Raw genomic sequence first — 24,987 nt, 5'->3', positions numbered from 1 at the left:
ACTCTCATCAAACCTTTTCTACAAATAATCTATAATTTTTATTTTTTGATGAACTTGTAATTCAACGTTTGGTTTCCTGCCTGGATTTTCACAAAGTAAACTCCGGTTTGCAAATCAGAAACTGAAATTTTATCCATCGCATTTTTAGCCTCTTTCACCAAAACGCCATTTATGGAATATACCGAAACATTGGTAATCGCTTCGCTGCTTTTATTTTCGATGTTTAAAACATCTGAAGCCGGGTTTGGGAAAATAGCAATTGAATTTTTCGCGATATTAAATCCGTTTGTGCCAAGTGCTACGCCAAGTTGCAAATAATCCGGCGTTCCGTTATTGTCGGTATCGTCATCAATTGGATTGTGGTTTCCGTTGTAATCTTCGTTAATCGTAAGCACGCCGTCGCCGTCGTCATCAGCATCGAGATAATCCGGGATTCCGTCACTGTCTGTATCCAGAACTGCATTGCCCGATTTTGGGAACACATATTCGACATTGGTCAGCACCAAATCCCCATCGTCGTCATTGTCGGTGAAATTCGGGATTCCGTCCCCGTCTGTGTCGTCATTGGCAAGATTTCCGTCGTGGTTCAGATCTTCATCTGCGGAAGCGACTGTGTCGGCATCAAAATCATTCGCGCAATCAACAGTGCGTAAGATAATTTGTTTTACCAGACCGCCAATGTTTGTGTAAATGGTTTGCTCGTTAGCGGTTGTGTTGGTATAATTTAAACTCAAAGCATTCGTTTCTGAAACGGCATCTGTTTCAGAACTGTAAAAATGAATGCCCGAAGGATTTGCCGGCCATAAGTCATTTTGCGCAACATTCAGGTTAAAGATTTCGAAACCATCCGTATTTGCGTCGCATTTTGTATAATTGTAAGCAGTTGACGATTCCAAATCCTGAAACCTCCAGCCTTCGTGGAAAGCGGTCCAGGCTCCGGTATTGCGACCAGGCGGCGTTACCGCTTCTGTGCCAGTACTGTTGATGATTCCAGTAACTGCAGCACCTTGTTCCCATCCTGCACATATTGGTTTGTCAATCAGTTGCACATCAATAATATTTGTTGTTTCATACAAGATCATTTGAAACGAGCTTTTCACCGCCTGGCATGAGTAATGTGAGTTGTTGTCAAACATGACAATAAATCTTCTGTAAGGTGCAAATCCAAATGTCCCCATAGTGATCGAACCTACATTTGGGTCTTGTGAACTATTGTACATGTCATGATACGCGCCAAGAATGGAATTTTTCGTTGCGAAATTAGCACTTGGTATGGTTAGTCCATTGAGGTCCCATTCAGACATTAGCCCGGTCATTCCAATCCTGAAGTCAATATATCCATTCGTGCTGATCACGATTTGGCTATACGAATTTCCATAAAAAGTGAAATTAAAAGGCAATGTGATGACTGGAGAATACAGATCGTCCGCAGTTCCCTGAACTTGTGTGTCTGCAGTATAAACCTGAAACGGAATTGGGGTTACAGTATAACTTTGTGCGATTCCTTTAGGTGAAAACGCCAGCAAACCAAGTAAAATGGCTTTTGGGCAAAAAGAAATAATTTTAGATAAGTAGTTGTTTTCCATGTGTTTGATTTTTTCCAAATATACTAAAAAAAACATCCGGTAAAAGACAATTCTTCGGTGCTGCAATTTATATTTGTAAAAAAAACATGTCTAGAAAAATCAAGCTGATTTGGGATTTTCGCGGCCCGGCTGCATTAAAAACTGCTGAGCATCACGAAATCCATCTAAAAGAATACATCACCATTGAAAAAATCGCTTTAAACATCACCGGTTTCCAGATCTTGAACGACATGCATGCCATTGCTTTCATGGTTGTGACCGATGAAAATATGATTGGGGTACGTGATGCGTTGAAGCCGCATCGGGGTGAACTTTATGACAATGAATAATTAACAGTTAATAATGACTTTATTTATGCATAAAAAAATCTCTTTTGGGGATTTTAATTATTAATTATTCATTGTCAATTATTCATTGTCAATTATTCATTAATTCGCGACTTCGCTGATGAATTTAATCCGCATCAAGCGCAGTTCGCTAATGTCATATTCACCATCGAATTCTTTCAGCGCATCTTCAATTTTATCAGATTCAGATTCCATAAAATAGTCGTGGATTTCTTCTTGCTGGTCGTCATCAAGCATGTCGTCAACCCAGTATTTGATGTTCAATTTGGTTCCTGAATAAACGATTTGCTCCATTTCCTTGATGAGTGCTTCCATGTTCAAACCTTTCGCAGAAGCGATATCGGTCAGTGCCAGTTTCCTGTCGATGTTTTGGATAATGTAAAGTTTGTTGGCCGAATTTGCCCCGGTAGATTTCACGACCAGATCGTCTGGCCTGATGATGTCATTGTCTGCAACATAACGGCTGATGAGTTCGATAAAATCTTTGCCGTATTTTTTGGCTTTTCCTTCTCCAACGCCATGAATGTTGATCAATTCTTCATTGCTTATCGGATATTTAAGCGCCATATCTTCCAAAGACGGATCCTGAAAAACGACAAATGGCGGCACTCCGAGTTTCTTCGCGACTTTTTTTCTTAAATCCCGAAGCATTCCCATCAAAGCTTCATCGGCAGTACCTGAAGATTTTGCCGCTGTTACGATTGATTCATCTTCAGATTCGTTGTATTCATGGTCTTCCGACATCATGAAACTCGTTGGATGGTTGATAAAATCGAGTCCTTTATCTGTGACTTTTAAAATGCCGTAGGTTTCAATGTCTTTTGATAACAAACCTTCGACTAAAACCTGCCGGATCAAGGCCATCCAATGCCTTTCTTCAAAATCGACGCCGCTTCCGAAGAATTGCTGCGCATCTGTCCGGTGTGCTTTTATAACAGCATTAACGCGTCCGATTAGCGTAAAAATAATTTCTTTTGATTTGTATAAATGTTTGGTATCGCGCACTACTTTGAGCAGTTTTACGACTTCGTCCATGGCTTCTTTTTTGCCTTTCGGATTGCGCACATTGTCATCCATATCGGCACCTTCGCCGGTTTCACTGCTGAATTCTTCTCCGAAATAATGCAGCAAAAATTTCCTTCGCGACATCGAGGTTTCGGCATAAGCTACGACTTCTTGCAGCAAGGCAAACCCGATTTCCTGTTCGGCTACGGGTTTTCCCGACATGAATTTCTCAAGCTTTTCTACATCTTTGTAAGAATAATAGGCCATACAATACCCTTCGCCTCCATCGCGTCCGGCACGCCCGGTTTCCTGGTAATAACTTTCGAGTGATTTTGGGATGTCGTGGTGAATCACAAAACGAACGTCCGGCTTGTCGATTCCCATTCCGAAAGCGATCGTCGCCACAACGACATCGACATCTTCCATCAAAAACATGTCCTGATGTTTGGCGCGTGTTTTGGCGTCGAGTCCGGCATGATAAGGAACCGCGCTGATTCCGTTGACCTGCAACACTTCGGCGATTGCTTCTACTTTTTTTCGGCTCAGGCAATAAATGATGCCCGATTTGCCTTTGTGTTGCTTGATGAAACGGATGATGTCCGATTCGATGTTTTTGGTTTTGGTGCGTACTTCGTAAAATAAATTCGGACGGTTAAACGAAGCTTTGAACGTCCTCGCATCCGACATATCAAGATTTTTAAGAATGTCTTCCTGCACTTTCGGCGTTGCCGTAGCCGTTAATCCGATCACGGGAACATTGCCAAGTTGTTTGATAATATGTCGCAAATTGCGGTATTCCGGACGAAAATCATGTCCCCATTCTGAAATGCAATGCGCTTCATCTATCGCTACAAATGAAATCGGCACGCTTTGCAAAAACTGTACATATTCTTCTTTAGTCAATGATTCCGGGGCAACATACAACAATTTGGTCAGCCCGGATGTGATGTCTTTTTTGACCTGCGTAATTTCAGATTTGGTTAAAGAGGAATTTAAAACGTGTGCAATGCCGTTTTCTGAAGACAAGCTCCTGATCGCATCGACCTGGTTTTTCATCAGTGCAATTAATGGCGAAACCACAATCGCAGTTCCGCCCTGAATGAGTGCCGGCAACTGGTAACACAAAGATTTTCCACCGCCTGTAGGCATGATGACGAATGTGTTTATTTGTGCTAAAATGCTTTTTATGACCTGTTCCTGTAGTCCTTTGAACTGGTTGAAACCAAAATACTTTTTGAGTTCTTTATGTATGTCAATTTCGCTTGAATTCATTCTTTGTTAATGGTATTTTGTATATTTTTGCAATCACATAAAGATACAACTTTCTTTATCACACACAAATTTTATACATTCTTGTTTTGATCACAAAAGAAAATATACTTGCTGTCGCAAAAAGCGCGATTCTTTCCGAAAGCGAGTCCATTAAAAAGCTGGTTGATTTTCTCGATTCGGGTTTTACTGATTCGGTCGAAATCATCTACCAATGCCAAGGCAGGCTGATCGTTACCGGAATTGGAAAAAGCGCCATCATCGCACAAAAGATCGTTGCCACAATGAATTCAACAGGAACGCCATCGATGTTTTTGCATGCTTCTGAAGCGATTCACGGTGACCTCGGCATGGTTCAGGACGGCGATGTGGTGATCTGCATTTCAAAAAGCGGCAATAGTCCGGAAATAAAAGCGTTGGCTCCGTTGCTGAAACGCTTCGGAAACACGTTGATCGCGATGACCGGCAACATTACTTCTTTCCTTGCAAAAAACTCCGATTATATTTTAAATACAACTGTTGATGCAGAAGCGTGCAGGAACAATCTCGCACCCACAAACAGTACGACCGCACAGCTTGTCATGGGCGATGCATTGGCTTTATGCCTGATGGAAATGCGCGATTTTAAACCTGAGGATTTTGCAAAATACCATCCGGGCGGCGCACTCGGAAAAAAATTATTGCTGCGCGTGGGCGACATGCTCGACCAAACGCACAAACCTGAAGTTTCACCCGATGCATCGATCAAAAAAGTCATTTTTGAGATTTCTGAAAAGCGCCTCGGCGTAACTGCGGTGATCGAAAATGAAAAAATTCTGGGAATAATAACCGATGGTGACATCCGTAGAATGCTGACCGACAGGGATTCGTTCGCTGATTTATCCGCTAAGGACATTATGACCAAAAATCCAAAAGTAATCCAATACACCGATATGGTCGTAGATGCTTTGAACGTGCTTGAGGATTTCTCGATCACGCAACTCGTTGTTGTAGAAAATGGCACTTACAAAGGCGTAATCCACCTGCATGACATCTTAAAAGAAGGAATAGTATAATGGCAAAAAAGATTAAGAAAAGCATCAACGAAATGTCGTTTTTAGACCATCTGGAAGAAGTGAGATGGCTACTCGTGAGAAGCACAATTGTAATTTTGATCACGGCGACCATTGTCTTTTTTATAAGCGACTGGATTTTTGACACGATCATTTTTGGACCAACAAGAGTGAGTTTTGTAACTTATACTGCAATGTGCGAATTGTCGAATTATGTGGGCTTTGCCGACAGCATTTGCGTCACCGAATTGCCGTTTATCATCCAGAATACCGATATGGAAGGCCAGGTCAATATCCTGGTGTGGATCTGTATCGTGGCCGGTTTCATCATTGCTTTTCCTTATATTTTATGGGAATTGTGGCGTTTCATCAGTCCGGCTTTGTATCCAAAAGAACGAAAACACGCTAAACTGTTCATTTTTATAGCTTCACTCCTGTTTTTTCTAGGCGTTTTATTTGGATATTATGTCGTAATTCCAATGTCGGTCAACTTTTTCGCCTCGTTTAAAGTCAGCGACGTTGTTAAAAATCAGTTCACTTTAGATTCTTACATCAGCATGATCAAAACCTCGGTCATTGCCAGCGGATTGTTCTTTGAATTGCCGATCATTATTTTCTTCCTGACTAAATTAGGATTGGTAACACCCGCATTTTTAAGAAAATACTGGAAATGGGCAGTTGTCATCATCCTGATCGTTGCTGCCATTGTAACGCCACCGGATGTTGTGAGCCAGTTGCTGGTCGCCATTCCGATGCTGATCATTTACGAAGCGAGTATTTTCATTTCCAAATGGGTTTACAAACAGCGGTTGAAAGACGAATTGAAAGAAAAACTGGCCAACACAAACCCCACTTCAAATGAGTAATATTGTAAAAGAATTCAATGACTACCGCTCTAAAATGAACGAAAAACTGCTTGATGACAACAACAAGATCATCAAACGGATTTTCAATCTGGATACGAATGCTTACGCAGCCGGAGCTTTGGATGTGAAAACAAAAGAACTGTTAGGTCTTGTGGCTTCGGCGGTTTTGCGTTGCGACGATTGCGTCAAATACCATCTTGAAACCAGCCACAAAGAAGGCGTGACAAAAGCAGAAGTCATGGAAGCGCTCGGAATTGCCACGCTCGTTGGCGGAACGATCGTAGTACCGCATTTGCGCCGGGCCTATGAATTCTGGGAAGCGTTGGAAGAACAGAAATAATTGTTAAAGGTTCATTTGTTGAATCGGTTTATTCGTTAATTTGCACAAAACACAGGCATTCAGTTACTCAGCCACTAAGCGACTCCAATGATTTTAAGAGCAGAAAATTTAGTCAAAACATACAAAGGCCGAAGCGTCGTAAAAGGCATTTCGGTAGAAGTCAACCAAGGTGAGATCGTTGGATTGCTAGGCCCGAACGGTGCCGGAAAAACAACTTCGTTTTATATGATCGTGGGTTTGGTCAAGCCGAATTCGGGAACGATCTACCTCGACGACATGGAAATTACTGATTTTCCAATGTACAAACGCGCCCAGCAAGGCATTGGTTATTTGGCACAGGAAGCTTCGGTTTTCAGGAAACTGAGCATTGAAGACAACATTCTGAGCGTATTGCAGCTTACCAAATTATCGAAAGCCGAACAGGAAGCCAAAATGGAATCACTGATCGATGAATTCAGCCTGCAGCACATTCGCACAAACCGCGGCGATTTGCTTTCAGGTGGTGAAAGAAGGCGTACGGAAATTGCGCGTGCACTCGCCACAGACCCAAAATTCATCCTGCTTGACGAGCCTTTCGCAGGTGTCGATCCTGTTGCGGTGGAAGACATTCAGAGAATCGTTGCCCAACTTAAAAATAAAAACATCGGGATCTTAATTACCGACCACAACGTACAGGAAACACTTGCCATTACGGATAAAACCTATCTCATGTTCGAAGGCGGCATCTTAAAAGCCGGAATTCCTGAAGAATTGGTGGAAGATGAAATGGTGCGCCGCGTCTATCTCGGGCAAAACTTTGAGCTTAGGAAGAAAAAGCTCGAATTTTAAAAATGCGGAAATTCGACCAAAACCAATATAATCAATGGCACAGCGATCCTGAAAATTGGGTTTGGGACATGTTTTATTTCAATCCGATAGACGACCGTTTATTTCCACCAAAAAAAATCAAGGAAATGGGCTGGACAATTAATTTCGGAAATCCAAACTCTGTTTTTCTTTTTCTTATCATACTCTGCATCATTATTTTTTTGGGAAAAACTTTTAGTTGATTGTCAGGTAACTCAACTGTTTTGGCGTTCCGTTGTAAATATTGAGGTCGACATTTCCGGGAATCCCTGCCACCGAAGCCTTTTCGGTAAATTGCCAGAAAAGCCAATCGTCTTTTAAATCTTCGACAAAAAAATTGTAATTCGCGATCCAGAATGTGTATTCGCTGAATTCTTCCTTTAAAAAAGCATTATAGTATTTTTCACCAGAATAAATAATTGGCTTCACTTTATAATGTGAATCTACCCTTTTTAGCCAGCGCCGCAAACCCGATTTCAGGCTGTCCATCGGTTGATTTTTTGGAAGTGATTCGATATCTAGAACCGGTGGCAAATCGCCTTTTTGAAGCTTTACCGTTTTAATGAAATTCTCGGCCTGTTCCAAAGAATTTTCATTCGGACGGTAATAATGATACGCACCGCGAATGATCTTCTTGTCTTTGGCGGAAGCCCAATTTGACTTAAAACAGGCGTCCTTGACATCTTTTCCGGCAGTTGCGCGAATAAAAACAAAGCCTAATTTATAAGTGTTTTCGACATATTGGACTTCGTTCCAATTGATCTCGCCCTGGTATTGTGAAATGTCAAAACCCACGACTTTATCTGGATATTTGCTTAAAACCTGGAAATTCCTGACATCGGAAAGGCGTTTTTGCTCTGCTTCCGTCTTTGGAAGTTTGTGTGATTTGAATCCGAGATAATACGCGATTCCATTCCGGTAATGGTAAATCGATCCGAAAAACAAAAGAAAGATTGAAATTCCAGCGAATATCTTTAAGCTTTTGCCGTTTGAAGTTTTCCTGGCGCGCGGCTTTCTTCTGGCCGGTGCTTTTCTGGCTGGAGCTTTCGGCATCGGAAAATTATTTTTTCAGGAATTTGTTGTTGACCACAGACATCAACACGTATGTAATAATAATCAGTGGAAGTGCCAGATATTGCAAAGTCAGCAACATGATTAAAGCGATTGCAAGAAAAACCATCTGGATTTTATTGGCTGCAAAAGTGAAGTTTTTAATCTTTAACGAAAACAGCGGAATCTCTGCATTTAAAATGTACGCGCTAAAAACTGCAATCGCGAGTAAAATGCCGTGATCGCTTAAAATCTCATCCAAAATAATGGAAGTACTGTGCATTTTAACCAATGGCAAGCTCAGAATAAACAGGGCATTCGCCGGTGTTGGCAATCCAATGAAAGAATCGGTCTGGCGCGTGTCGATATTGAAATTCGCCAACCTATAACACGATCCAAGCGTAATGATAAATCCTAAAAAAGGTACGATCGGCGAATTCCAGCCCGAACCGGTTTTCATCAAATCATACATTATCAATCCGGGAACGACGCCACTTGTAACCATATCTGCCAAGGAATCCAACTGCAATCCGAGCGGGCCGGCGACTTTGAATAATCTTGCGAAAAATCCGTCAAAAAAATCAAGAAAAATCCCAAGGCAAACGAATGCAAAAGCCATCTCAAAGTTGCGTTCAAAAGCAAAAACCGCCGCGATGCAGCCGCATAAAAGGTTGAGAAGTGTGATCGTATTCGGGACGTGTTTTTTAATGTTCATCTGCTTCAATTTTTGAAAAACAAATTTAGTACAATAAGTTAAAGACAAGTGCGTTTTTAGTAGAGATTTTACAAACTGTTTTCGCGATCATAATATTGCGGTTTGCCCCGGTTTCCTCGATAAAAATTTATATTTTTGAGCGCCGTTAAAAAGAACAAAACCCTTTTTGCATAAAAAATTTACCTTGAAAAAAATTCCGCTTTTCCTCTTACTCTTTTTGTTTGCTGCGTCTTACGGACAGGCTGTGCGGAAATATTCGAATGAATTCATGAACATTGGGGTCGATGCCGCTGCGCTGGGAATGGCGAATGCCGTAACTGCAAATACGTCAGATGTCAATGCGGGCTACTGGAATCCGGCCGGGTTGCTTGGCGTTGAAGACAGGCAGGTTTCTTTAATGCATGCGAGTTATTTTGCGAATATTGCCCAATATGATTATGCAGGCTTTGCTACTAAAATTGACGACAACAGCGCCTGGGGAATTTCGGCGATCCGTTTTGGTGTGGATGATATTTTGGACACGACCGAACTGATCGACGACCAGGGAAATATCGATTACAACCGCATCAGCAAATTTTCGACTGCCGATTATGGCGTGACTTTTTCATACGCCAGAAAATTGCCGCTTGAAGGGTTTCAATATGGAGTGAATGCGAAAATCATCCGCAGAATCATTGGAAAATTTGCAAATTCGTGGGGATTTGGAGTTGATGTTGGATTTCAGTTTGAACGCAACGACTGGAAATTCGGCCTGATGCTGCGCGACATTACGACAACTTACAACATCTGGAACATCGACGAAGACGAATACGCCAAGATTAAAAATGCAGTAGAAGGTCAAAACCAGGATTTGCCTGAAAGTACTGAGATCACGCTTCCAAAAGCACAACTCGGCATGTCGAAAAAGTTTGAATTTCACTATGATTACACGCTTTTGGCTTCAGCCAATCTGAATATGGAATTTTACCAGACGAATGACATTATTTCGACAAGTTTTGTGAGCATTGCTCCGGCAGTTGGTTTTGAATTTGGTTACACCGATCTGGTATTTCTACGCACCGGATTTGGGAATTTCCAGACGATCACACAAATCGACGATACGAAAAAACTGAGTTTCCAGCCCAATATCGGACTCGGATTTAAATACAAAGGCATACAGATCGATTACGCGCTGACCGATTTGGGAAACCAGAGTGCGGCCTTGTATTCGAATATTTTTTCAGTGAAAGTCGACCTTGGAATTTTCAGGTAGCATTGCGGAAATTGTCTTAAATTGCAGCGAATTTCTATTTCAACATTATGCGCGGATTAAAGGCTTCATTCCTAATTCTTTTTCTCTTTTTCAGCAGTTTTTCGGTTTTTTCACAAGCCAATACGCTTTCAGAACAGGCGCAGGTCAGCGTGATTACGTGCGGAATTGGCAATGAAGTGTATTCCCTTTTCGGACATACCGCGATTAGAATCAACGATCCGGCGCGTTCGCTTGATGTGGTTTACAATTACGGTGCATTCGATTTTGACACGCCAAATTTCGTACTTAAATTTTCAAAAGGAGATTTGCAATATTTCGTTACCGCCGGTACATTTGCCGATTTTAGGGAACAATATGTCTACGAAAAACGTTCGGTTTCTGAGCAGGTTTTGAATGTATCGCAGGAACAAAAACAAAAATTATTTGATAAACTCAATTCAACCTTATATTCGGATGAACGGTTTTATACTTACAAATTCATTGACCGCAACTGCACGACGATGGTCGTTGACATCCTGAATAAAATCCTCGGGAAAAATGCGATTGTAAAAGTGGGAAATACGGCTGTGACTTACCGCGAAGTACTGTATCCGTATTTCAGCAATCATTTTTATGAACAACTTGGAACCAGCATTATTTTCGGAAAAAAGGTGGATGAAAAGGCGACGAAGATTTTCCTTCCGTCAGAATTGGAAGAAAGTTTAAACGTTGTAAAATATAACGGAAAATTGCTTTCCAATCAAAAAGATCCCATTTTACAGATAGAACCCGAACATCCGTTTTCGTGGTGGAACAATGTGTTTACTTTCCTGATTTTGCTGATTCTTCTCGTCGTTGCAAAGACAAGGAATTTAAATCTTTTTTACTTTTTGATCGTTGGCGCGATCGGACTGTTCTTTTCGGTGGCCGGATTGTATTCCTTTCACCATGAGCTTCAATACAATTACAACATCTTGCTGTTCAATCCGGTTTTGCTGCTGCTGATTGTATTTATTTTGAGAAAAAAAAGCAAGTGGATATTCCGGGCTTCTGTTTTTGCAATGGCCTGCATCGCACTTTACGTGATTTACATGCTGAACAAAGTACATTTACTGATTGTTTCGCCGTTAATTGTTGTTAACCTGATTATTTTGATCAGATTGGCATTGGCAAACAAAACCCAGAAAATAAGCAGATAATCTTACTGGCCTCGGTAGAATAAAACCGTACTGAAGGTTTTGAAAACAATATTCACATCAAGGAAAATGCTGCGGTGTTTGATGTAATACAGGTCGTATTGCAGTTTGATCAAACTGTCATCGATCGTTTCCCCATAGGAATAATTCACCTGCGCCCAGCCTGTTAATCCGGGTTTTATCACATGACGCGTTTCATAAAACGGCATGACTTCGGCGATTTCATTTACAAAAACAGGACGTTCCGGACGTGGCCCAATGACGCCCATATCGCCTTTTAAGATATTGATAAATTGTGGAAATTCGTCAATCCTGGTTTTTCTGAGAAACTTGCCAAAAAGCGTGATTCTGGAATCATTGATCGTTGTAAATACCGCTCCATTGGCTTCAGCATTTTTAACCATTGTCCTGAATTTCAATATTTTAAAAACCTCCCCATTTTTCCCGATGCGTTCCTGCGTATAAAAAAGCCTTCCGCGGTTTCCGAGTAAATTTCCAATAATAATCAGCGGCAATAAAACCAATCCGATTGCAAGACCAGATAATGAAAAAATAATTTCAAGAATCCTGGTGACCAGCAAATACAAATGATTCTGGTTGCTTCGGCTGAACGGGAAATAACGGTAAAAATCACGCGCAACATATTGTACCGGAATTCTTTGTGTAATGTTTTCGTAAACTTGTGTGTATTCCCTGATAATAAACCCTTTTTCGAGCAAATGGATCAGCTGGTTGTACAGATTTACGGTAATTCCGTCGGTTTTCTGCGAAGCAATAACGATTTCTGAAACCGAATTGTGCAGTACAAATTCTTCCAGTTTATCGATGTTGATGTTTGAAATGAAATCATTTTGAAGATTCATCGGCGTATTCTGGACGCTGTCGGAATTGACATAACCCATGACTTTATAATGCGGATCGACACTTTCGAGCCCCAAAACAAGTTCTTCTACCTGCTCCCTATCGCAAATCAGTATTACTTTTTTGATGAAACGGTCTGATGCCAGAAAATGTACATAGAATAACCTCCATAGAAACAATGCCGATAAAATCGCCAGGAAAAAGAACAAAATCTGTATCCTGTTGGAAGGCAATTGTGGCGTATATATTGGCGTAAGCAGGTAAATTAATACGGTAACCGAAGTGGTCAATATGGTACTTTTTATGACCTGAAACTGGTTGCTGGCCACCTGTAGATTGTACATTTCGAATACTGTTCCGATGATATTGATGTACAAACCCAATACAATTGTCCAGTAAAAATTATTTGTGGAAATATTGAAATACTTGAAATCGAACACCACGCCAATCAGATACAAAACCAGAAGCACCGAAAGCACATCGAAAATGCGCAGCAAAATTTTGCGCTCTGAAATTTCGAAATGGATCTTCTTGTTATCAATCATCAGACAGGGGTTGTAAAAGTTCGCAATTTACTAAATTATGAAAGATGTTTGGCATTAAATTAAAATTTCATTCCACTTGGTTTTAACAATACTCCAGTCGAATTTTTCCACTAAATCTAAGGCATTGCCAATGATTTGGTTGCTCAGGCTGTCGTTAAAAATCAATTCTTTAATCGCCGAGACCATGGCGCTTGCATCGTTATCATTTACAAGCATGGCCGTTTTACTGTTTTCGAGCAAATACGGGATCCCGCCAACATTGGTAGAAACAACGGGAAGCCCCAGCGCCATTGCCTCCATGACACTGACTGGCGTGTTGTCAAAATGTGTGGTATTGATGAAAATGTCATATTCTGCTGAAAGTTTCGTCCAATCCGGTTTTGATAATTTCCCGGTAAAATTGACATTTAGATGGTTCACATCGGCAATTTGCTCTAGATCCTGCAGCTTATTTTCCTTATCCGGCCCAACCATGCACAGGCTGGCATCGGCAAAATCATTTTGAAGTTGGCCCAAAACCTGCAACGCCATTTCAGGATTGTAAATCGAAGCCAACGATCTCACCCATAACAATTTAGGCCGAAGTTTTTTGCGTTGCTTAAACGTGTAATTCTGGATTTCCAGCGTGTTTGGGATGAATAATAATTCTGCAAAGCCACGGTTTTCAAAAGCCTGAAGCAGATAATTTGAAGGTGCGACATTTTTGTAAGCATTCTTGAAAATCATCCGGCACAATACCGGATTGTTCTTCAGGCGGTTTGGAAGGTTTCCGCCATGTAAGTTCGCAATGTATTTTGCATCCAATATCCTGCACAATTGACTGATTATAAACGCAAACCAGAAATTACTGGTGCTGTAGGTATCGATCAGCACATAATCCGCTTTTTTAGCATACCGTATGGTTTTCAAAATCATATCGATAAGCCGCAATGCTTTATTTTTTTTTGATGAGGCATACCATAAATGATAACCTTCACTTTCAAGAAGCTGCCCAAGCGACTCGATCGAAGTCATCGTAACGCCATGGCTGGCAAGCTTATTCCCGATGTACAGCAGGTTCCGGTTCTTCATTCATGACAACTTTTAAAAGGGAAAGTGAATAAATATAAGCTGGCAGGGCCATCCGCATTGCAGCATGGTTGATGGTGAACAGCCAAAAAACGACAAAGCAAAACAAGTAAATATTATGGCTGTTGTCCAGTTTTAAAATAATCGGGGTAAACAGCAGTATCATCAATCCAATAATTCCAAGTGCGCCGTGTTCTGAAAGCATCCTGGTAATTTCGCTATGAGACAGTACGCGCTCTCCACCGTGCTTTTCCAAACGCAATTGCACGCTTCGCCCAGCACCCGCACCAAAAATCGGATTTTCGAGAAAAAGGTCGATTTCCTGAGCCGCAATCTCTTCCCTTCCTGTAAACTGGCTCGATTTTTCACGGCCTGCAGCATCCTGATTTGAGTAGCGCTTGTTTAAAAGCCCGTCTGTTTGATTTTGTGAATAGATCCAAACGGCAACCAGTGTCATTCCAAGGAATAAAATCAGGTAATTTATTTTGTTTTTCGCGCTGTTGCCTACTTTCGAATAAGTAAAATACAACAAGATGATGATCATAAATACACTCGTAAGGATTCCGCCCCGGGAAAACGTGACAAGTCCGCGAAAGCCGATAACCGCTACTAAAATCAAATTGACCGCAAGTGTCAGTTTTGTTTTTGAATTGAATAACAGCCTGGAAACGAAAATAAAAATGGCCAATCCAAGTGCGGTTGAAACCTGATTTGGCCCGAAACCGCCAGAAGTCTCACTACTGGAACCCGTTCCCGTTAAAACATCCCTTACGGTTGGCGAATACAAAATTAAAAACACCGTACACGAAACAATGGGCAATGCGACACACAATAGCGTTGTATTGATTTGCTTGAACGTTACTTCTCTTGTATAGGTAAACAACGAGCAAATGCCAAGGCATAACGGCCCTGAAATGGCAAATGAAATTTCTTTCCTCAAATCTCCTGTCCGGTCTATTACAGAAAGTGCGATCATCACACCTGGGATCAGCAACAATAAGAAAATCCAATAGGAAAGGCCGTGTTTCGAGATTCCGCTGTAATAAATCCCCATGAGAATGTATAAGATCACGCCGTATTTCGAAAATTCATATAACGGATTTCCATTGGTCATCCTTAAAATGATCTCGCTCCCAACCATATATGCGGTGGCATATAAAACTTCATTCTTTTTATTTTCAGTAATGAAGATGTAATACACGCCAAATATAATAATCGCAAAACCATATACTTTTGCAAGTAGCGGAAAATAGAAAAGCGCCGCACCCAGGACAATGTGACCCAAAATAAGATATAAGTAATTTTTATCTGAAGCCTGCATTTAGTTCATTTTTTTAATCCATGACAGGAATTGGTTTACAACTGCCTCTTCGGAATTATTTGCCTGTATCACTGAATAAAGTTCATTTCCGAAATCGGCACGCAAATCGGGATTTTCAATCAAACGCGTTAAAGCATCATAAAACAATGGTGCATTTCCGGCCGGAACCGTAAATCCATTTTTTCCATCTTTAACGATTAACGGAATTTCCCCAACATTCGTCAGCACCACCGGTTTTTTAAACAATCCGTATTCAAGCAATGCAACCGGCAAACCTTCTGAACCTGAAGTCAGTATGGCAATTTCCGATTGTTTGATAATATTTTCGGTATCATTTTTAGATCCGTACAAAAACACGTGTTCCTGAAGGTTTTCAGTTAGAATTGCATTCCTGACTTGCTTCGAATACCCATCTTCAAAATCTTTTCCAACCAGATGAAACGTCCAGTCCGGATGGCTTTCTTTGAGTTGTTTTGCTACTTCAATCAATAAAAAATGGTCTTTTTGGGCCCGAAGGTTTGCCAGGCATAAAATCCGTTTTCCATTGGAGCCATTCAAAACCGTTTCGGCGATTTCTTTTCCGTAATTTGTAAAATTGGGAAGATAGACCACTTTTTTACAGTGCAGCTCTTTTAACGCCCATTGTTGCAAAATCGTATTTACCGCTACAATTCCGCTAAAAAAGAACGAAGCAATTTTAAGCGCAGTTGCTTTTCTTGCATCCAGAAATTCGCTCATTCCGTAATGGTCATGCCAGATAATGCTGATTTTTGGATGGATAAATTTCAGCAAAACCGCTGTAAAAAATGATGTGCCGTGTGCCTGTACAAAATCTACCTGATGTGTTTTGCAGAAAGATTTCAGCCGGAAAATGGCGCCCAGATCAAATTTTCCTTTCCGATCCAAAAACAAATAAGCTACATCAGCTGCGATCTGGTTTTTAAGGCTGCCTTCTTTTCTCGTTGCCGCCAAACCCGAGAATGCTGCTTTTTTAGCAAGTGCATTGGCATAGTTTACTGCTACCCTTTCTGCACCGCCGGTTTCAAGCGAATCGATAATCTGGAGTATTCTCATGGACGAAGCAAGGCTTTTATTTGATTTTGGAACAAATCTAAGGTATAATCACGTGACCAAGCCACACTTTTTAAAACTTTATCATCATATTGCTGCTGGTTTTCAAGGATATTTTTGATTTCTGAAACATCCTGGTTTAAATCCATCGCCAGCAAAATGCCCCTTTTTCCATGATCCAGCATCGATGGCACGCAGGAAACTTTTGAGGCAACTGGCAAACAGCCCCAGAACATCGCTTCGGCGAGGACTTTCGGCCAGCCTTCACTTTGGGATGGCAACAGCACGAAATGGCTTTCCTGATAGGCTTTCCTAACGACAGCTTCGGCTTGGTTGCCTTGAAAACGAACAATATCCTGCAATTCGTGTGACAGACAATAATCTTTTAAAACCTGCATTTCGCGCCCTTCGCCAAATAAATCCAAAGACACTTTGAAACCCGATTGCGACAATTGCTGCACAAGCTGAATGGCGTAAAGCGGCCTTTTTCCAATGGCAAGCGAACCTACGAATAAAAACCTGATGTTGTTATGAAGCATCCTCGGCTCAACCGGGATTTTATCGCTGTCACGATATGTAGCCGTAAAAAATGGCTTGATGTTTTTCGAACTTCCTAGCCATTCCCCATAGACCAATACCTGCATGTTTTTTGTCAGGAACGTATTGTTGAGGATCCATTTCTGGATGCGGTAAGTTAGTGGCTGAGCAGCATCCGGATCCCAATTGCCCGCATATTTGGCAGTTTTCGTTTTTCCCGGAAAAAAGATCTGTATGAAACAGCCCAACAGTCCGATATTTCCCGGACAGCGCAAATGAATATGGTCTGCGCGACGCATGGCACGGAAAATTTTATACGCGGTTTTCGGCGTATGCAGCAATGAAGATAAAATCGATTTAAACCCGATTAAATTCATGCTTTTGATATCCGAAAATATTATATCTTTTTGATTGTAATCGATGGCAATGGCAGTTTTTTGCACGAGTTCCAACGGCGCAACAATTTCGACAGCATCGGTAAATTGCGTCCAGATATTCATTTCACGAACATAAGGTGCATAAGCAAAATAAGAATCATTTGCCAAACCGTGCGGAACATGTGTAATGATGGCAAATCTCATTTTTGTGCAGCCGTGTAAAGTATTTCGATGACTTTCTCGGGTGACAAATATGTATCAAAATAGGTTTTGGCATTGGTTTCCATCATTTTCCTATTGGCATCCGAAGCCAGGAAAGTGGCGATCTTTTCGTCAAAATCCCTGCGTTCATTGCCATCGGCATACAACAAATGAACGCCTTCAGTTAATGGCGCAGGCAAAACATTGTGATGCGGCGTAGACAAAATCGCTTTTCCCATCGCCAGGAATTCCCCGAGCTTCCATCCGTGGCAGGAAAAAACTGCGGGTGTGTTGAAAACCATCATCGATTGTTTTGTCTTTTGCATGTATTCTGAAAACGGATACCTTTTTTCGGTGATAATTCCGTCGAAGCCCACATTGTCGCCGTCTTTTCTTGGTGCAAACCCGCCTTCAAAAGTAATTTGTGGATTGGCTTTACAGGCCCGAATATAATTGGATCGGAACAAATTGGTTTGCGGCTCTTTTTTCCAGATCGTCGCCATGAAAAAAACGTAACGTTCGCGAAGCGTTTCCTTTTTAAAATATTCCGAAAGTGGCAGCCTGTTGTATTGGCGCCAATAATTTGCGAGCAATTCCTTTTTTCTTGAAATTCCTTTTCTGAAACGGATCGTATTTTGCAATCCTTTAAATATCGTTTGGGGCAAATTCCATATTTTGATACCGAAATTGGGACCGATAGGCATCACTTTGTCGTGTCCTTCACCAGGAATTGCATTTGGGTGGTAATTTACTTTTCCGTAAACGTCGCACCATTTGAGTTCATCGGGCCTGATGTAATTGGCATCGCGCGAATCAATGACAATTTTTATGGTTTTTCCCTTTGCTCTGACGATTACCGCAAAGGTATGCTGGTAAAAATCCGGGAAGTTCGAGGTATTGAATTCCACATTGCGGATGCCAAAATAATCCTGCAGGCCTTTTATGTAATAGGAATCATAAAAAACATTGCACAAACCATAAACCTGCAAGGAATCAATATTTTTGTCGGTCATATTTTTGGCTTATTAAAAAACAATGAAAACCAGGCGGACGTGCGGCCAAGCGATTCTGTCAAAGCTTCCTTCTTTTTAGCGGCCGTAAAGGTATTACTAAATCTGATGCCTGTCAATAATAAAGTAACTGCGTGCCACTTCATTCTGGCTTTTATGGATGGATTCGGATATTTTACGCGCCAGATGTACCAGCCGTTACGAACCACCATTTTTCCGTATTGGTACTTATCCGGCCTTCCTGAACTGTCGTGATAATGCCCGAGCTGCGCCGCAGTATTCACATATAGTTTCCCGGTTTTAGACAACCGCAAGGTAAAATCGGCATCTTCATACAAGCCGTAGCCGTCAAAATAAACCGAAAAACTAAAATCCTTAAAAACACTTCTCCGGAATGACGAAACGCCGCCCATCAATTGTTCAACCTCATAAATTTTTCCGGAAGGCGGCAGGAAACTAATGCTTCTTCCGTGTGAAAATTCAGGCAAAAAGCCAGGTTTTGCATCGGCATCAAGCCAGAATTTTTTTCTCAATACGAAACGGCTGCCATCTTTTCGCTTCCAGCCGTCGTATACAAATTCGTTGGCCGTCGCATTGTAACCGCTTGTGGCTTGCTGCCATTGGACTTCATTTGAAATATAACCGCCAACGCCAAGCGCTTTAGGATGTGTTTCGTAAGTCTTTAAAATTTCTTCAAAATAACGGGCGTCCAGAATCGTGTCATCGTCTAAAAAGCAGATGATTTCCGAATCGGAAGTGGCTTTTGAGATGCCAAAATTGCGTTGTTTTGTTAAGCCTCTGTCGGCCTTTTCGACCATGAAATATTTCAGGTTCTGAAACAGGTTTGATTCGAGCATGACTGCCGTTTGATTGTTCAGCGATCCATCAACAATGAGGATTTCATTCGGATAGACGGTTTGCGTTTTTACCGATTCGAGCAATTGAAGCAAAGGCTTCGGGCGCATGTAAGTGCAAATGATTAAAGTAAATCTCATGATAATTCTTCAGATTTTCTGGCCCAAAAAACACTGCTTTCCCACTGTTTGCTAAAGGCTTTGTAATATGGAAACGGATTCCGGATATGCTGGTATTTATAGTATTTAAAATACAGATTGGTTTTGTAACCCGAAATTTGTTCTTTAGTATAATATTGACGCAGGTATAACATCACTGTTGGTGCTGGTTTTGGCGGAATTTCAGCATCGCTCCACAACAAAACCGGCTTCGTCCTGAATCCGCCCATAGGCGCTTTCAAGTGAACAATCTGCAAATCAGTAAGATACAAGATGTCAAATCCTTTGTTGCGAAGCTGCATCCCAAAATCCTTGTCTTCATCATAACCAAACTCAAACGCCATATTGAAAGCGACGTCCTGCAAACAGCTTCTGCGTACAAATGCATTTCCGGCACCAAAATTAGGATATTGGTATACAGGCCGTTTTTTAATTTTTTCTTTGGGCTGCGGATATGAAATCTGGAGGCATTCTGCGCCAAACTGCCTGAACCTGTCGAATACTTTTTCAATCAGGTCGGGTTCAAAACGGTTGTCATCATCGGCAAGGAAAACATATTCACTTGTGGTATGAGAAAGGCAAACGTTGCGTGCATTACAGGCTCCGGCCTGATGAGTAAAAATGTGCTTGATCGCAAACGGCCAGGTTTCTGCGTCAAGATAATCCAGTTCAGACGTGCTTCCCGGCAACGGATTTTGTTCGACAATAATGACCTTTTCAGGCAAATGCGTTTGTGCTGCGAGGTCTTTTAATACGTCGTACAAATATTTTTTCCGTCCGATCGTTGGAATGATGACATCGATAGAAGCCGTATTGACAACCTGTTTCGAAGATTGGATGGCAATATTGGAAAGATTGCTTTTTTTAAACGTCCGGCTTTTGTAAAATACCGATTTTAAGAAGGCCGCTAATGGAAATTCGCGTTTGTGCAAAAACAAGTTCATCAGCAGCAACAAGATCCAACGACTTTTATAATGTTGTTTGACAAACCTGAAAACATCGGCTTTGCCTAATTTTTGGGTTTCTGAAATACTGGCGTCGGCGGCAATCAGCCTTGGCTCGGAATAACAGAACAAACCGGCTGGCATTGCTCTTTTTGCAAATGAATTCAGGAAATAATCAAGGGAATCTTTTTCAGAAAAGGCGCTGCGGCAGGCATTTAATACCGAAGTATGCACCGCGCCCACTTCACTACTCATTTGCCAGGTTGGATAAGTGACCTTTTTATTGACTTTGATGTAAATGGATTCTTCAGCGTATCCGATGCTGCTGTCGAGGAAATTTCCTTCAGAAGTGCGGTATGAAAAAAGAAGTTTTTTATGATGGAATAATTTCAGGATCCGGCTGGTATCGAGTACCTGTTTTAAATCGTCATGGCACCAAATCAAAATATCATCCGGATGTTGCTTTGCAAGCTGCAAAATGCCAGATACGATCGAGCCTGATGGCAAAGCATCCACAACGGCATTCCCGACAGCAACGGCTGTAATGGTATTATTTTTATGGTAAACAATGATCATTTGCCCAAATTTACTATTAACCGCTATTTATTAAAACCTCAGAAAAACTTTGTACATTCCATACAATGATAAACCGCATAAAACAAGGTAATTGCACCATAAAATCAGGTTGGCATGCTTGTCTTTTACAGAATAATACGAAAAGAAAAATATGACTGGGATATAAGCCGAACAAAGCCAGCGCAATTCGAGAAATGAAATGATGATGACGGAAAACGTAAAAGTCATTCCGACAAAAACCAACGGTATGTACCAGGAATTGGAAAATTTTCGCCTTACAAACAGTGCAATTCCAATAAAATAAAACGGGAATAAAATCATCAGCCCCAATTGCCTGAAGCCAAAAAACAGGCTTGACGAAAAATCTTTGACAATTTCCTTCATCGTCATTTTTGGGTCATGAAAAACAGCGGCAATCATATTGTCAGGCAGCGAACCCGGCCCGTGTTCTTTAACGTAGGCTTCTGTCTGTTCCCAGCTTGGATGCGACATGTTTTTGATTTTCCCTTCATTGACCCACATTTGCGCAAGATACTGACGTTGCGTCCAGTTGACTGCGACGCCTTCCGGCGGTTTTTTATTGTCATAAGACAATTTGTGGTTTTTGAGGATCGACGGCATATTGATACCGATAAAAAGTATGGCGAGCACTATCGGAATACGGATGTTTTTTGAAAACCGGAATCCATTTCTGTACAGAAAAAAGAAACTCAGCAAAATAGCAGGCGTGTAAACGATCGTCAGGGCACGTGTGAAAAACGCAATGACCAGTCCCGAAAAAGCAAGGGTTTCACTATTCATTTTGCCCTTTTCCAAAAAGTAAAAAATTTCAATAAAGAAAACTACCAGCCCCAGAATGAACAGTGGATCGTTTATTCCCGAAAAAAACAAGCGAATCGTTGCCAGGTAAAAAACAAGGTAAAAGTAAAATGCTTTATTTTCAACTTTCACAATTTTAAGGAAATAGGCAAATAACGCAATCAGGACGAGGATATTTGCCGCCTGAAGCGCCCGGAATGTTTCCATGAAAAGCGCAAAAGGATATGCCAGCATCGTATACGGAATCGAAATCTGGTTTGCTATCGCGGCAATCCAACCCTGATTTATAACCATATTGAGGTCGTTTACAAAGATGGGTTCATCACCCGAAGCCGGCCGCTGTATGAAATACGTCAATGAAATCACAAAATAAACAACTGACAAACAAGCGAATAGTATCGAAAGTTGTTTTGGAAAACGGTTTAATAAATTATTCATATTCTGAATTTATTTTTGCCAACAGGTTTTATTAGGAGCATTCCAGCTTAAAATCTCTTTATTTTGCTTTATATTTTTTCAATGCCAATTCATAAAAACCGACATTTTTACGGCTGATTACAGGAAGGTCAAACACGTCCAGGATCCTTTGCCTTGCCGCTTTTCCCATTGCTGATCGTTCTTCGTCGTTTGAAAGCAACTGATTAATCTTGGCTGCATATTCGGTATGATTTTGCGGATGCGCCAACAATCCGGTTTTGCCGTCTTCTATAATTTCTGTGGCCCAGCCAATGTCTGAAGCCACAACCGCTTTTTCCATCGCCATCGCTTCGAGCCAGGAAACCGGCAGTGCTTCGGCAAATGTAGGAAATATACAAATAGCGGCTTTAATAATATTTTCGCGCATTTCGCTGTAAGGAATGCTGCCGCGGTAGGTGACATTTTTTAACGCGGCGGGATCAAATAATTCCTGCATCATCTTCCATGTTGAGGCGTTTCCGGAAATGACATCATTGGAATCACGTCCAATCAAAATCAGCTTTGCTTTGAGGTTTTTCTTATAAACCTGGTTAAAAATCAATGGCAGTTCCAATGCGCCTTTTTTACGGATCAGCGTCCCAAAATATAAAATCGTATTTTCTTCTACCGAAACCTGGCCTCCCGTCGCGTCAAATGCCTGGCTATTTACGGCATTTGGGATGATCGCATACGATTGGCTTTGCCCAAAAACGGTATTCGTTATCATTGCCGTATATTGGCTCACCGAAAGCAGGTCGGTCGCATTTTGTAAGGCGCGCTTTTCGTGAAATTTATTGATCGCTTTGACAGGACGGTTGTCAAGATGGCAAAAATACGTATCAGAACCGTGAAGCTTTATAATCAGCGGGCAATTGGGTTTGATGAATGAGGTTATTCCGGTCCAGTCGGCCGCTTCAACCAAATCGAGTTCTTGTTTTTTTACGAGGGAATTGATCCGGTTTTCAATCTTTTTCTGGGTCAGGTAACGCGACAAGCCTTTGATCTTTATGTTTTTGATCTGATGGTAAACAATACCGTCTTCTGTAAAAACAGCGTCTTCTTTTTGTCCGTAAATTAAAATCGAAACCTCGTGCCCAAGCTGTGCCAATCCCTTGGAAAGGTTCATGATGCTCGTGCCGATTCCGCCGGCAGATCCGGTTTTTGGATGTGGGAATTCCGGGGTCAGGAAACCTATTTTCATGTGGTTATGATTGTTTTTATGCTGTCTATGATTCTTTCGGATGCCAGATTTACCGGATGCTGGTTGATGACTTTAAACCAATCTGCAGCCGCTTTGACATGCTGGTCGTGATGCTGCAGCAGATTTTTTATTTTCGCCTCGAATTCGGATGGATCATTGACCCAAACGACTGCCGTTTTTTCAGGCATCGACCGAAAGTGAACATATTTGTAAATTTTCTCGATCGTCCATTTCGGAAAATTGCTGTCTAAAACCTCATAGTTGACATAAATGCACGGTTTTCCAAAAGACACATAATCAAAAACCATTGAAGAACCCAGATTCACTACAAATTCGGTGTGCGCGATCGTATTGATCTGCAACGCCATATCTTCTTTTAAAGGCAGGATCGTATTCCAATTCGTGCCCATTTTTTCCCAGGCCGGCGCAATGGATGCGATAATATCCTTGTTAGACTCAAGTACGGCATCATATCGATCTGAAAAGTCAACCGGGCAACGGCGAAACACAATTCCGAGCTTATGCCCTTTTTCATTAAGCTTCCGGATGGCAGTGGCAGTATCGCTTAAATATTGCGGGTCATTTGGTGAAGTCGTAATGTCATCACCTGAAAAACAAATGTATTTTGTTTCCGGATCGAGGCCATGTGTTTTAAAAAATTCGGCTCGTGAAATTAACAATGAAGGATCAAAATGCGGTTCAAACTGGGGCGTTCCTGTAACAAAAACCTGTTTATCAGCTATATATGGATAATAATACAACAGCTCCTTTTTCATATGGCTGCTCCATACAAAATAATAATCGGTTTCGATGACCATCATGGCTTTTGGCAGGTTGTCCCATGAAAAAATGAAAGTAGCGGTTGGGATTCCCAAATCCTGCGCAGCTACAATCGGGGCGATTGCAGTTAAAGGGCGTTGGTTCGTACAGAAAACAATAGCAGGATTTTCTTTTCGAAGCGTTTCCAGGCAATTGGTATAATAGGGTGTTTTGCGCTCTAAAAAGGTGATGCGCTTCCTAAGCGTGGCGATTCCTTTTTCAGAATCAAAGACCGAGATCAAACCCCGCACAAAACTGCTTTTCAGTGCGGTCTTAAAACCTTTGTAGGACAGTGGGAAACGGTACCGGTCGTATACTTTGTCTCCTGATCTTTTGATGTTCTGGTTCAGGTCGATCTGGTTGCGCGCCCTTTTGACCAGATCGGTTAAGGCATGTGATTTTGAATGCGTAATCTTATGTTCTTTAAAACCCATTTCCGACAAATCGAATGGCGTATTGTTCCAAAACGACACATCAAATCCCTGACTTCCGGCATTTTCGTAAAAATTTGTAAAAGCAAAATTCCGCAATCCGACACCGTCTGGAAGCAAAATAAAAATTTTATTGTTTTTCATATATATGGCGTGGATCAAATGGTTTTACAAGAAAAAAACGGCAAAACAAAAAGCCGTTTTTAATAGGAGCCAAATATCGATAAATTTAAT

The 24,987-nt window shown here is 41.4% G+C and carries 23 protein-coding genes; 8 read left to right on the top strand and 15 right to left on the bottom strand.

From position 1 onward, the window contains the following. Positions 1 to 38: 38 nt before the first annotated feature. Positions 39 to 1,586 (bottom strand): T9SS type A sorting domain-containing protein, encoded by a 1,548-nt coding sequence (locus BLS32_RS06025; RefSeq protein ID WP_139171700.1) that lies wholly within the window; start codon positions 1,584 to 1,586, stop codon positions 39 to 41. An 86-nt stretch (positions 1,587 to 1,672) separates the two neighbouring features. On the opposite strand from BLS32_RS06025, the gene BLS32_RS06020 reads away from it, so the two are divergent. Beyond that, complete coding sequence (locus tag BLS32_RS06020; protein WP_091392900.1) at positions 1,673 to 1,915, top strand: hypothetical protein; 243 nt, start codon at positions 1,673 to 1,675, stop codon at positions 1,913 to 1,915. Positions 1,916 to 2,014: 99 nt separating this feature from the next. On the opposite strand, the gene recQ is transcribed toward BLS32_RS06020, so the two are convergent. Beyond that, entirely contained in the window at positions 2,015 to 4,210 is a 2,196-nt protein-coding gene (recQ, locus tag BLS32_RS06015) for a DNA helicase RecQ (protein WP_091392898.1), read from the bottom strand. An 86-nt stretch (positions 4,211 to 4,296) separates the two neighbouring features. Between recQ and BLS32_RS06010 the strand changes: the two genes are divergently transcribed. The 5 genes from BLS32_RS06010 to BLS32_RS05990 all read left to right on the top strand — a co-directional run bounded on the left by BLS32_RS06010 (position 4,297) and on the right by BLS32_RS05990 (position 7,514). Beyond that, on the top strand, positions 4,297 to 5,262 hold the full coding sequence (locus BLS32_RS06010; protein WP_170227538.1) for a KpsF/GutQ family sugar-phosphate isomerase: 966 nt from the start codon (positions 4,297 to 4,299) through the stop codon (positions 5,260 to 5,262). Then, on the top strand, positions 5,262 to 6,125 hold the full coding sequence (gene tatC, locus BLS32_RS06005; RefSeq protein WP_170227537.1) for a twin-arginine translocase subunit TatC: 864 nt from the start codon (positions 5,262 to 5,264) through the stop codon (positions 6,123 to 6,125). Before BLS32_RS06010 ends, tatC begins: the two co-directional genes overlap by 1 nt. Continuing rightward, positions 6,118 to 6,465 (top strand): carboxymuconolactone decarboxylase family protein, encoded by a 348-nt coding sequence (locus tag BLS32_RS06000; protein WP_091392897.1) that lies wholly within the window; start codon positions 6,118 to 6,120, stop codon positions 6,463 to 6,465. Before tatC ends, BLS32_RS06000 begins: the two co-directional genes overlap by 8 nt. 87 nt (positions 6,466 to 6,552) lie before the next feature. Continuing rightward, complete coding sequence (lptB, locus tag BLS32_RS05995) at positions 6,553 to 7,293, top strand: LPS export ABC transporter ATP-binding protein (RefSeq protein ID WP_091392895.1); 741 nt, start codon at positions 6,553 to 6,555, stop codon at positions 7,291 to 7,293. Positions 7,294 to 7,295: 2 nt separating this feature from the next. Further along, the gene (locus BLS32_RS05990; RefSeq protein ID WP_091392893.1) at positions 7,296 to 7,514 is read left to right on the top strand and encodes a DUF5808 domain-containing protein; all 219 of its coding nucleotides are present in this window, start codon (positions 7,296 to 7,298) and stop codon (positions 7,512 to 7,514) included. Here the strand turns inward: BLS32_RS05990 and BLS32_RS05985 are convergent. Together BLS32_RS05985 and BLS32_RS05980 are read right to left on the bottom strand one after the other, a co-directional pair. Continuing rightward, the gene (locus tag BLS32_RS05985) at positions 7,507 to 8,364 is read right to left on the bottom strand and encodes a glycoside hydrolase family 25 protein (RefSeq protein WP_091392892.1); all 858 of its coding nucleotides are present in this window, start codon (positions 8,362 to 8,364) and stop codon (positions 7,507 to 7,509) included. The genes BLS32_RS05990 and BLS32_RS05985 overlap by 8 nt on opposite strands. Positions 8,365 to 8,371: 7 nt before the next feature. Then, positions 8,372 to 9,076, bottom strand: coding sequence for a CDP-alcohol phosphatidyltransferase family protein (locus BLS32_RS05980; protein WP_091392890.1), 705 nt, complete (start codon positions 9,074 to 9,076; stop codon positions 8,372 to 8,374). A 184-nt stretch (positions 9,077 to 9,260) separates the two neighbouring features. Here BLS32_RS05980 and BLS32_RS05975 point away from each other — a divergent pair, with 184 nt between their 5' ends. Both BLS32_RS05975 and BLS32_RS05970 read left to right on the top strand, forming a co-directional pair. Further along, on the top strand, positions 9,261 to 10,328 hold the full coding sequence (locus BLS32_RS05975; RefSeq protein ID WP_449404071.1) for a putative type IX sorting system protein PorV2: 1,068 nt from the start codon (positions 9,261 to 9,263) through the stop codon (positions 10,326 to 10,328). A 47-nt stretch (positions 10,329 to 10,375) separates the two neighbouring features. Continuing rightward, a complete protein-coding gene (locus BLS32_RS05970) occupies positions 10,376 to 11,506 on the top strand; it encodes an Lnb N-terminal periplasmic domain-containing protein (protein ID WP_091392888.1) in 1,131 nt (376 codons plus the stop codon). A 2-nt stretch (positions 11,507 to 11,508) separates the two neighbouring features. Here BLS32_RS05970 and BLS32_RS05965 read toward each other — a convergent pair whose 3' ends face one another. The 11 genes from BLS32_RS05965 to BLS32_RS05915 are packed head-to-tail and all read right to left on the bottom strand — an operon-like array spanning position 11,509 to position 24,897. Then, complete coding sequence (locus BLS32_RS05965; RefSeq protein WP_091392886.1) at positions 11,509 to 12,909, bottom strand: exopolysaccharide biosynthesis polyprenyl glycosylphosphotransferase; 1,401 nt, start codon at positions 12,907 to 12,909, stop codon at positions 11,509 to 11,511. A gap of 54 nt (positions 12,910 to 12,963) precedes the next feature. After that, positions 12,964 to 13,980: a glycosyltransferase family 4 protein gene (locus BLS32_RS05960; RefSeq protein WP_091392884.1), complete on the bottom strand. Its 1,017-nt coding sequence runs from the start codon at positions 13,978 to 13,980 to the stop codon at positions 12,964 to 12,966. After that, entirely contained in the window at positions 13,946 to 15,298 is a 1,353-nt protein-coding gene (locus BLS32_RS05955) for an O-antigen ligase family protein (protein WP_091392882.1), read from the bottom strand. The genes BLS32_RS05960 and BLS32_RS05955 overlap by 35 nt, the downstream gene beginning before the upstream one ends. Then, positions 15,299 to 16,372 carry a glycosyltransferase gene (locus BLS32_RS05950; protein WP_091392880.1) on the bottom strand — a complete coding sequence of 358 codons (1,074 nt, stop codon included), beginning with the start codon at positions 16,370 to 16,372 and terminating at the stop codon, positions 15,299 to 15,301. Continuing rightward, positions 16,369 to 17,487, bottom strand: coding sequence for a glycosyltransferase family 4 protein (locus tag BLS32_RS05945; protein ID WP_091392878.1), 1,119 nt, complete (start codon positions 17,485 to 17,487; stop codon positions 16,369 to 16,371). The genes BLS32_RS05950 and BLS32_RS05945 overlap by 4 nt, the downstream gene beginning before the upstream one ends. Continuing rightward, entirely contained in the window at positions 17,484 to 18,497 is a 1,014-nt protein-coding gene (locus BLS32_RS05940; protein ID WP_091392876.1) for a hypothetical protein, read from the bottom strand. Before BLS32_RS05940 ends, BLS32_RS05945 begins: the two co-directional genes overlap by 4 nt. Continuing rightward, positions 18,494 to 19,489, bottom strand: coding sequence for a glycosyltransferase family 2 protein (locus BLS32_RS05935; protein WP_091392873.1), 996 nt, complete (start codon positions 19,487 to 19,489; stop codon positions 18,494 to 18,496). Before BLS32_RS05935 ends, BLS32_RS05940 begins: the two co-directional genes overlap by 4 nt. Further along, positions 19,486 to 21,027 (bottom strand): glycosyltransferase family 2 protein, encoded by a 1,542-nt coding sequence (locus tag BLS32_RS05930; RefSeq protein ID WP_091392871.1) that lies wholly within the window; start codon positions 21,025 to 21,027, stop codon positions 19,486 to 19,488. Before BLS32_RS05930 ends, BLS32_RS05935 begins: the two co-directional genes overlap by 4 nt. 30 nt (positions 21,028 to 21,057) lie before the next feature. Beyond that, complete coding sequence (locus BLS32_RS05925; protein ID WP_091392869.1) at positions 21,058 to 22,284, bottom strand: hypothetical protein; 1,227 nt, start codon at positions 22,282 to 22,284, stop codon at positions 21,058 to 21,060. A gap of 58 nt (positions 22,285 to 22,342) precedes the next feature. Beyond that, positions 22,343 to 23,503: a glycosyltransferase family 4 protein gene (locus BLS32_RS05920; protein ID WP_091392868.1), complete on the bottom strand. Its 1,161-nt coding sequence runs from the start codon at positions 23,501 to 23,503 to the stop codon at positions 22,343 to 22,345. Beyond that, positions 23,500 to 24,897 (bottom strand): glycosyltransferase family 28 protein, encoded by a 1,398-nt coding sequence (locus BLS32_RS05915; RefSeq protein WP_091392866.1) that lies wholly within the window; start codon positions 24,895 to 24,897, stop codon positions 23,500 to 23,502. Before BLS32_RS05915 ends, BLS32_RS05920 begins: the two co-directional genes overlap by 4 nt. Positions 24,898 to 24,987: the final 90 nt, after the last annotated feature.

The organism is Flavobacterium noncentrifugens, from assembly GCF_900100375.1.
GTDB classification, from domain to species: domain Bacteria; phylum Bacteroidota; class Bacteroidia; order Flavobacteriales; family Flavobacteriaceae; genus Flavobacterium; species Flavobacterium noncentrifugens.
This window is presented reverse-complemented; position numbering and strand designations above follow the sequence as displayed.